9 protein-coding genes and 1 tRNA gene are annotated in these 9,676 nt (G+C 25.1%); 2 read left to right on the forward strand and 8 right to left on the reverse strand.

Features of this window, described 5'->3' with window-relative positions:
• Nucleotides 1–25: 25 nt before the first annotated feature.
• The 7 genes from efp to CHTY_RS00735 form a co-directional block, all read right to left on the reverse strand.
• Nucleotides 26–595, reverse strand: a complete 570-nt coding sequence (gene efp, locus CHTY_RS00705; protein ID WP_203552013.1) for an elongation factor P — start codon at nt 593–595, stop codon at nt 26–28.
• Nucleotides 596–623: 28 nt separating this feature from the next.
• Nucleotides 624–1,493 carry a tRNA (adenosine(37)-N6)-dimethylallyltransferase MiaA gene (miaA, locus tag CHTY_RS00710; protein ID WP_203552014.1) on the reverse strand — a complete coding sequence of 290 codons (870 nt, stop codon included), beginning with the start codon at nt 1,491–1,493 and terminating at the stop codon, nt 624–626.
• A gap of 107 nt (nt 1,494–1,600) precedes the next feature.
• A complete protein-coding gene (locus CHTY_RS00715) occupies nt 1,601–2,365 on the reverse strand; it encodes a TIGR00282 family metallophosphoesterase (RefSeq protein ID WP_203552015.1) in 765 nt (254 codons plus the stop codon).
• Between the two features lie 21 nt (nt 2,366–2,386).
• A complete protein-coding gene (gene rny, locus CHTY_RS00720; protein ID WP_203552016.1) occupies nt 2,387–3,961 on the reverse strand; it encodes a ribonuclease Y in 1,575 nt (524 codons plus the stop codon).
• A gap of 389 nt (nt 3,962–4,350) precedes the next feature.
• Nucleotides 4,351–4,674: a hypothetical protein gene (locus CHTY_RS00725; protein ID WP_203552017.1), complete on the reverse strand. Its 324-nt coding sequence runs from the start codon at nt 4,672–4,674 to the stop codon at nt 4,351–4,353.
• A 373-nt stretch (nt 4,675–5,047) separates the two neighbouring features.
• A complete protein-coding gene (locus tag CHTY_RS00730) occupies nt 5,048–6,121 on the reverse strand; it encodes a DNA recombination protein RmuC (RefSeq protein WP_203552018.1) in 1,074 nt (357 codons plus the stop codon).
• Nucleotides 6,122–6,242: 121 nt separating this feature from the next.
• Nucleotides 6,243–6,319: transfer RNA gene (locus tag CHTY_RS00735), tRNA-Arg, on the reverse strand.
• 245 nt (nt 6,320–6,564) lie between these two features.
• On the opposite strand from CHTY_RS00735, the gene CHTY_RS00740 reads away from it, so the two are divergent.
• Nucleotides 6,565–6,711, forward strand: a complete 147-nt coding sequence (locus CHTY_RS00740) for a hypothetical protein (protein ID WP_203552019.1) — start codon at nt 6,565–6,567, stop codon at nt 6,709–6,711.
• A gap of 207 nt (nt 6,712–6,918) precedes the next feature.
• Here the strand turns inward: CHTY_RS00740 and CHTY_RS00745 are convergent, their stop codons facing one another.
• Nucleotides 6,919–8,487: an MATE family efflux transporter gene (locus tag CHTY_RS00745; RefSeq protein ID WP_203552020.1), complete on the reverse strand. Its 1,569-nt coding sequence runs from the start codon at nt 8,485–8,487 to the stop codon at nt 6,919–6,921.
• Nucleotides 8,488–9,010: 523 nt separating this feature from the next.
• Between CHTY_RS00745 and CHTY_RS00750 the strand changes: the two genes are divergently transcribed.
• Nucleotides 9,011–9,424: a hypothetical protein gene (locus tag CHTY_RS00750; RefSeq protein ID WP_203552021.1), complete on the forward strand. Its 414-nt coding sequence runs from the start codon at nt 9,011–9,013 to the stop codon at nt 9,422–9,424.
• Nucleotides 9,425–9,676: the final 252 nt, after the last annotated feature.

Below are 9,676 nucleotides of genomic sequence, written 5' to 3' on the forward strand. Positions count from 1 at the left end.
ATAATAATTAAAAAAACAAAAAAAATTATTTACCATTATCTCTTGATAAATAAAGTCCTGTTTCAGTGTTAACAATAATATTTTCTCCTATATTAATAAAAAGAGGGACTTTAACCATTAATCCTGTTTCCAAAGTTGCATCTTTTAATGAATTAGTTTTAGTATCTCCTTTAACGCCAGGTTCTGTATAAGTCACTTTTAAAGAAATTTTATTAGGAAGACTGATTCCTAAAATTTCGTTATTTTCGCAAAAAATAATTTCTACAAATAAACCTTCATAAAGATATTGGAGGTATTTTTGTACTTGTTCTTTATCGATTTCTAATTGTTCATAATTTTGAGTATCAATAAAAACATATTTTTCTTCAAAAGCATAAAGAAACTGCATTTTAACTTTATTGATTAAAACGGGTTCTAATTTAATTCCCGCATTAAACGTATAATCAATTACACTTCCAGTTCTTAAATTTCTTAATTTAGTTCGCACAAAAGCGGCGCCTTTACCGGGTTTAACATGTAAAAAATCCAATATTTGATAAATTTGATTATTAGATTTAATTGTTTGACCTGTTTTAAAATCATTTGTATTAATCATATTTAGTGAACCTCCGAATTAATATAGATTAAGTTTTTGTTATAAAATTACTAATCATCTGAGAAGCTACTTGTTCTAAACAAGGGGATAAAGTATCTAAAATAACAGGTTTCATTTGGTTTTGAAACCAATTTTTTTGCCTTTTAGCGTATTGCATGGTTTTTTGAATAATTAATCGTTTAGCTTCATCTAAACTAGATTCCCCTTCTAAAAAACATTTAATTTCACGATAACCAATAATATTAAAATTAGCTTTAGGAAATTTAGTTAAAAGAAATTTTACTTCTTCTATAAAACCATTTTTTAACATATTTTCTAACCTCAAAATAACCCTGTTTTTTAAAACTGGGCGATCAATATTGAGATACAAAATCAAAAGAGAGTATAAAGGATAATTTTTTTTAGTTTTTTGAGATCTTAAATTGCCTGAAAGAATATCATAATAAGCACTAATAATGCGTAAAGGATTTTTCACATCTAAAACTAATTGAGGATCTTTTTTTTTAACAATTCTAAGCATATTTTCCAAATCACCATTAGTAAATTTTTGTTTTATTAATGGTTTGCAAGTTAACTCATAATCAAAAAGAGCTGATTTAAGATATAAGCCACTACCGCCAACAAATAATGGTGAATCGATGGTAGAGATTTTTTGACGAGCGTCTCTTTGAAAATGATAAATACTATAATTGTTTTCGGGTGAGAGAAAATCTAAAAGATGGTGTTGAATGCCATCCATTTCTTCTTTTTTAATTTTAGCAGTTCCGATATTATAATATTGGTACATTTGAGTAGAATCACAATTGATAATTTCAAAATTAAATCGTTTAGCTAATTTAATAGAAAGATCTGTTTTTCCTGAAGCAGTAGGGCCTGCGATAGCAACTATTTTTTTCATAAAAATTTCCTTGTAACAATAGATAACTTGTGTTTTGTTAAATATTTTATTTTTATAATATGTTTTTTACAAGTCATATATAAAAACAATATTTACTGATTATTCTCCTATTCTTCTGATAAATTAATTTTTTCAATTTTTTTTTCTGGATACAAAGTGACAACTACTCCATTTAATTGCCTTTTTCCTTGTTCATTAGGTCTAAATAATACTTTATTTCCTAAAAAAGATTGAATGATGGGTTCTTTTTTTTTACCTATAACACCATCTTTGGCACCTGTCATTCCTACATCCGAAATATAAAGAGTTTTACGAGGGAAAAGTCGTTCATCATTAGTTTGTACGTGAGTATGAGTACCTACAATGGCGTTAATGCGACCATCAAAATAATGAGTAAGAGCTATTTTTTCACTAGTAGCTTCTGCGTGAAAATCTAAAAAAGAAAAATCATATTTAGATTTATTTTGTTCTAAAACATTTTCAATTGTTTTGAAAGGGCAATAAAGTTTTGAATTAATAAAAACACGCCCTAAAGCATTCATAACTAAAATTTTTTTATCCACGCAATCAACAATTTTATAACCTTGACCTGTTTGTTGAATGTCGTTAACAGGTCTTATTACATTAGATTTATCAATGAAATTTTTAATTTGTTTATTTTTCCAAACGTGATTTCCCATGGTAATTAAATTAACGCCTAATTTTTGTAATTTTTGATAAATTTTATAACTTAAACCAGCTCCATTATCAGCATTTTCAGCATTTACGATAATGAAATTAGGTTGATAAGTTTTTTTTAAAAAATCGACTTTTTCTGCAAAATAATCAACTCCAAGTTTGCCGTAAATATCTCCAATAAACATTATTTTCATAATAAAATCTCCTGTAATTAGTCATAATTTAGCTATTTCAATAGCTCTTATTTCTCTGATAACAGTAACTTTAATAACGCCGTTATAATTAACGTCTTGTTCTATTTTTTCTTTAATGGTGCGCGCAGTATGGAAAATAAAATCATCAGCTACTTTTTCGGGTTTAACAATGACTCTGATTTCGCGTCCAGCTTGCATAGCATAAGATTGAGCGACTCCTTTGATAGAATTGGCTATGTTTTCTAATTGAGTTAATCTTTTAATATAATTTTCTATAGATTCTTTACGAGCTCCAGGTCTTGCAGAACTTAGAGTATCTGCGATAGCAACTAAAACAGCAATAATAGTTTGAGGAGGTTGATCTTCATGGTGAGAAGCTATAGCATCAATAACTTCAAGTTTTTCTTGATATTTATTGGCCAAAGAAACTCCAATTTCAACATGACTACCTTCTGTTTCATGATCTAAAGCTTTCCCTATGTCATGAAACAAACCAGCTCGTCTGGACAAAATTTCATTTTCTCCAATTTCTGAAGCAAGTTTTCCTGCTAAAAAGGCCACTTCCAAAGAATGTTTTAATACATTCTGGCCATAACTAACACGGAAATGAAGCTTTCCTAAAATTTGAATCAAATCAGGGTGCACTTCGCCTATTTTAGTAATAAAAACAGCTTCTTCACCCATTTCTTTGATAAAATTATCAACTTCTAAAATCGATTGTTCTAATGCTTTTTCAATTCTAGAAGGGTGAATTCGGCCATCAGAAATCAAAAATTCTAAAGTTTTTTTAGCAATTTCCCTTCTAACTGGATCAAAACTACTTAAAACTACTGTAGTAGGTGAATCATCTATAATTAAATCTACCCCGGTTAAATCTTCTAAAGTTTTAATATTTCGTCCTTGGCGACCAATAATGCGCCCTTTCATATCTTCGTTGAGAATATCAACGACACTAATGTTTTTTTCTCCTGTAATATCACTAGCATATTTTTGCATTGCTAAAACTAAAAGCATTTTAGCTTTTTTTGACACTTCTAATTTGGCTTTTTCTTGTTCCTTTTTTATATATGCAATAATTTCGTTAGCAGAATTGTTCCTAACTTCATTCATGATGATATCATAAGCTTCTTCGCGATTTAAAAAAGCGATTTGTTCTAGTTTTATTTTTTGATTTTGTAAAATAATTTCTTGTTCTTTAATCTGTGTTTCTAGTTTTTTTTGATCATTAATAATAGCTTGCTGTTTAGCGTCTAAATATTGTTCTCTTTTGTTTAAATTTTCAGTTCTATTATTAAATAACTCTTCACGACGATTATTCTTTTTTTCTAAATTAATTATTATTTTAGTTCTTTCATGCAAATCATGTTCTATTTTCTTTTGCAAAGAAAATATTTCCATTTTAGCATTTTGAATCAATTCTTTTTCATATTGATGCAAATTATCCAATTTATCTTTAACTTGTTGTTCAAATTTTTGCTGCTCTTGATATATTTTTTTTCGATTAAAAAAAGAATAAAATAAATAACCTATTAGAACACCTAAAGAAAAAACAACAAAATAAAATAACAATTCGGGGAAACAACTTAAGGGGTTCATGTTATATTAATAACTTCCTTCTTTTTTTATAAATTGATTATAAATCAAAAAATCACAAACACAAAAATGTATATAAAATAGTTGTTTTATATAATTTAGGAAAAACGAGGGATAATGCAAAATATTTTTAATAATTAATGTAACGGATTTTAAAAGCTTTTTTTATTTTTTCAATCCCTCAAACGATGAAAAAACAAAAAAAGATATTGATCTTAATTGCATTCAATATAAAATAATTTTCTTTTTATTTGTTTATTTATTAAAATAAATATTTAATATTATTTATTTTAAAATAAAAAAATTGAAAAGCTAATCTTAGATAGATTAGCTTTTATAAAAACACAATATTGATATAATTTATTAAAAATTTAAACCCAATAAATTAAAATTTAAATTTTTTTCTTTTTAATAGCAGAAATAATTTTATTAGGAATATTTTCGATTGTCTTAGTTACTGCCTTAGATTCCAATGTTTTATCTACCAATTTCATTAATGCATTTGTAGCTTTATCTTTGATAATATTCATTTGCGAATTTGAACCAGAAAGAGTTTCTGGAATTTCAGAAGAAACGCTTTCAGAAGAGGTTTCTTCTGTAATACTTTCGTTGTTAGAAGCATCTTGATAATAAAAAAATAAAAAACAACAAACTAGAAAAAAAATAGATACAATCGAAACACTAATGATGAGGTAATTATTATATTTTGATTTCAACGGAAAACTTAAATAACATCCTTTAATTTTTTAAGTTAAAAATAAGATTAGCTTAAATATAGTCAAATTAGATACATCTATAAATTATTTTTAAAAATTAACTTCAAATGTAACGATAAGGACATATATAATAAACAAATAGTAGATAGCAAGATGTTAAAAACATCAAGTATCCACATATATTATATAACAAGTAAAAACAATATTTGCAAAATAATTACAACAAAAAAATGATATTATACCATATAGTATCAAAAAACGAAAATATCATTTATTTTATAATTTTATAATAATTACAATAACTTAAAAATTATTAATTTTATCGTGATAAAGTAAAAGAAATAAGGAGGGGATATTTGCAAAATTTTAAAAATCAATTATGTTTTTGTGTTGGTTCCAATAATTGCTGATCATTTTCTTTTTTGCGTAATTCTAATAATTTTTGATAACGTTTTTCTAAAGTTTTTTCTTTTATCTGTATGTCATCAAGAACTTTTAATACTTTTTCTAAAGCTGTTTTAAAATCATTGATAAATGCTTTATCAAAATTTTTCATCGCTTGTAAAACGTTGTTAATGCAATCAAATTTTTCTTCATTATCTTGAACACTTTCAAAGATCTGAAAATAATAATCTACAGAATTTAAAATAGCTAATAAAATAGAAGGGCTAGTTACAATAACATTTCGTCTAAAGGCATATGATATAATTTCTTCATCTAAATTAATTTGTGAAAAAATACTTTCAGAAGGGACAAACATGATAGCATAAGGGGCATGATCTTCTTTACTAACATATTTTTCAGTTTCTTTAATCCTTGCTTTAACGTGATCATAAAAACGCTTTTTCAAAACAGTTTGATTTTCAGCGTTATTCATGTATGCTAAAAAATCTGTAGTAGGGAATTTAGAGTCAATAGGAATTTGTACAAATTTACCATGACCTTTGCACATAACATCTACCCTTAATCGTTGACCATGAATATTAGTTTTTTTCATTAAAAATTGTTTTTCAAAAATCAATTTATCTTTCATTTGAACAATGTTTTCCAAAATACGAGTTAATAAAAATTCACCAGCTTGACCTATTTTATCATTTTGACACAATAATTTATGAATATTTTGAACTTCTTGAAAACCAGTAACATTTTGTTCTCTTAAAACTTTTAATGAATTTTCCAGATTATTAATCAAATGTTGTCTAGTATCTTTAATTTCTTTTGTTAAACTATCTTGACTTTGATGAGTTAAATTATTTATTTTAAGATCTAATCTATCAATGACTCTTGATTCTGATTCTAAAAAATATTGTTTCAAAATATCTTGAATATTTATTTCGGGTTTTTGTATTTTTACAAAAAACTTACAACAAATAATCCCTATACAAACAATAGCGATAATTAATAAAATTAATAAAAAAGGTATTAACCATTCAACATGAAATCCCATTAAATTTTACATTTCCTTATTTTTGATTAAACATTTTGAAAATGTTGAAATAATATTGAAATTAAAATAAAAATATAATATATAAAAAAAATTAAAATAAAGTAGTAAATAAAAAAATATATGGCGTTTGAGAAGGGATTCGAACCCCCGACCGACGGCTTAGAAGGCCGTTGCTCTATCCTGCTGAGCTACTCAAACAATTAACACAAATTTATAACAATAAGTATTATAACATAAAAAAAATTAAAAAAAATCAAAATCTGGGATGTTCCGTTTTTTGGACATTTTTTGTATTTTTAAATTGTTCTTCTGAAGAGAGCGATAAAAAAACATACAATTAATTTTAAACTTAAAAAATAAGCTAGACTGCTAAAAAACAGTTTGGCTTCTTTTGTTTTTAAAGTCAAATTGAAAAAAAAATAGAAACGAGAAATAAAAAAATTATGAAAATGCAAAAATTTAAACCCCAAAAACAAATTATTTTGCCCCTAAATCACGTTTACAAAATATATTCGAATGGAGGGAAAATGCACACCATCGAATACGACCTATCAACAGACAAAAGAACCAAAAAAACTTATTACACCTAAAAAAAGGAAGCATGCACTATATCAACGAATATGACAGCTTTTCTGAACAACATTTAAAAACTACAAAATATAATTTTGAACAATACAGCGATAACTGAAATACGTTATATTTTTTTTGGTTTTTAAAGAAAACATTTAAAGGAAAAAAATAACACTTAAATTGTTTATCAAAAGTAATGAAATTACTAGATTATGTGTATTTATATTTTATACATTCTTTTTGTAGGCGCTTTTGTCAAGTATGTCGTTTGTTTCATTTTTTTTAATTTTGGCAATAGAACGACAACAAAAGAATAGCATAAATAAAAACATAATTAAATTAGAAAAAAAATTAGCTGTACTATAAACATAATATTCATTAGCGGTTGCTGGCTGAAAGACAAAGGCTCTTAATAAATAAAGAAAGGGGATTCTAAACAAAAAGACACGTCCGAAACTAAGAAATAAATCATATTTAGGTTGTTTAGTAGCAATTAAAAAAATAGATAAAATTTCTAATTGAGTAGTAATTAAACCAGTTGTCAACAAAGCCCCCATTAAAAATTCTGAGAAACCTTCAGGTGGAGTAGTAGCTTTTGTGGTTTTTCCTAAATTTTTGAAAAATAAATAAATATATTCTCCTAAACCTAAACCATAATATTTTGTTGGTGCGCAAATTAAGTATGTTATCATAAAAATTAACAAAACAGAAATACAAGAAATTACTAAAGTTTTAATAGCTCTTTTAATATTTTTATTTCCTAAATTAGCAGATACAATCATTAATTGTCCTTCTTTAAGGGCAAAAGATATTTGAGCAAATAAACCAACAACTCCATCAGCAACTCCTATTTTGCCAAGAGTTCCAACTCCTAAACCCTTAAAACCACAAAAAGGATTGTCAGAATCGCTTTCTATCATCCATAAAGTTAATAATCTACCAAATTCATAAAGCATTTTCCCTAACATTAAAGGAATGGCAAATTTAAGAATAGTTTTAGTAATTTGTTGATTGGCTAAAAAACTCTTACAAGAAAAATCTTTGATTTTCAAACAAAAAGGATTGTTTTTATTAAAAAGAGTTCCAAAAGCAACTAAAGTGATAGAAGCATGAGCTAAGACAGAAGCTATTTCTAAACCTAAAGCATTTTGTTGTTTCATAACATAAAAAATAAAAAAACTTAAACCGATTTTCAAAGCCATCATAACACAATTTAAAATTAATATTTTTTTAATTTTTCTTAAAATTCTTTCAGTTCCTAAAAAGAAAACGTTAATAGCTAATAAAATAACTCCTAACATTTTTAATCTAAAAGCGAAAATACATTTTTTTTGATCATCAAGGGATAAACTGCCATTTAAGACATATTTACTTAATCCCATAATATTATTACAAAAAGGTTCGGCGCAAATAACCATGATAAAAGCAACTACAAAACTTACTAAAATTAATAAAACAAATACTGAAGATACTATTTGACGTGCTTTAGGGGTATATACATTTTTATTGCGTCCCACTTCTCTTGTTACTAAAGTAACTCCTGTAATTCCTAAACAAATTCCAATAGAATCAATAATAACTTGGATCGATTTAGAAAATTGAATAAAACTACCAATAGCTTTTGGATTAACACTTCCGACAGCAAATAAAGTATCAACATTGGCAAAAAGAGATTTAAAAACATTAAAAACAATAATAGGTAAGGAAATAATCCATAAAGATTTAATCAGATTTCCTTCTAAAACTAATTTATTTAATTTTTCTTTTTTGCCAAGAAGTTCTTGTTCTTGCTTCATTTAATTATTCCTTCCAAGTGTGATGATAGTTTTAAAAAAATATTAAAATTAAAATGATTCTTCTTCTTTAAAGTAAATTAAGTAAAATGAGAATTATGAATTATACATGGATATCAGATATTGCGTTAATAGTTTATTAATATAAGTTTATATGATAATTGTGTTTATATAGTAAATCATTAAACATAACAACATGAAAATAAAAAAAGTAAGTATTTTTAATTTATTGGTTGATTTTTGAAATTAAAATTATTTCATAATTTATACTTGGATATTTGCAAATATATCATATTTAAATATAACATATAACCTAATAAATGTCAATCTTAATTGCTTTTATTCCTTTGTTTTTGTTATTAAACCATTGAATAAATACTAATTTTGAGCATAAAACTTGTTTTGGGTTTTTTTTGAGTTATAATAATAAAAGATGGTTATTTTAATCCTTTCTTTAAATTCAAAAAAATAAAAAAGGATAACCATAAACAATTAAAACAATTTATTTTCGAAAGGAGAAAATAAAATGACATTTAATATATTTAGCATAACTATATTTAGCATAATTTTAAAAATTGTATTTATTGTTGTTCCAATTGTTTTGTTAATCAAAAGTTTATTTGGTAAAAAAAATATTGAAACTAAAAGATTTTTAATTGAAGATAAAATTTCCTCAATACACGTGTTGTTTGTTGATTGTTCAGATAATAAATTAAAAGAAAAAATGTCTATTAGAATTAATTTTATTAAAAAAAGAATCAATGATTTTGAAAAAAATAAAATGTATTTTGGTGATATTTGGACAGTTGTTTTTATAGGAATGTTTACCAATCGTCAATATAACTTAATTAATGGAGAACTCGACAAACACCTTTTTGAATTAAATCAAATTGAAGCTTTATTAAATCAAAGAATTAAACAAAAAATAGAACGCACTTAGACCAAAAACATTAGGATTCAACTAAATTTTTAATAAAACCATCATTTTTGGTAGTTTTTTATGCCAAAAACCAACAATTTAATCATTTCAAAGACTAACAATTAAGTTAGTTTTTTTCTATATTCAAATTCCACGCTTTACCAACACAAAAAGTAACAAATATCAAACCAAAGAACTATTCCCTAAAAGATTAGTTCTTTATTTTTTTACTCTAAACTATTGAATAAATACTAATTTTGAGCATAAAACTTG

It is taken from the genome of Candidatus Phytoplasma meliae (assembly GCF_016876135.2).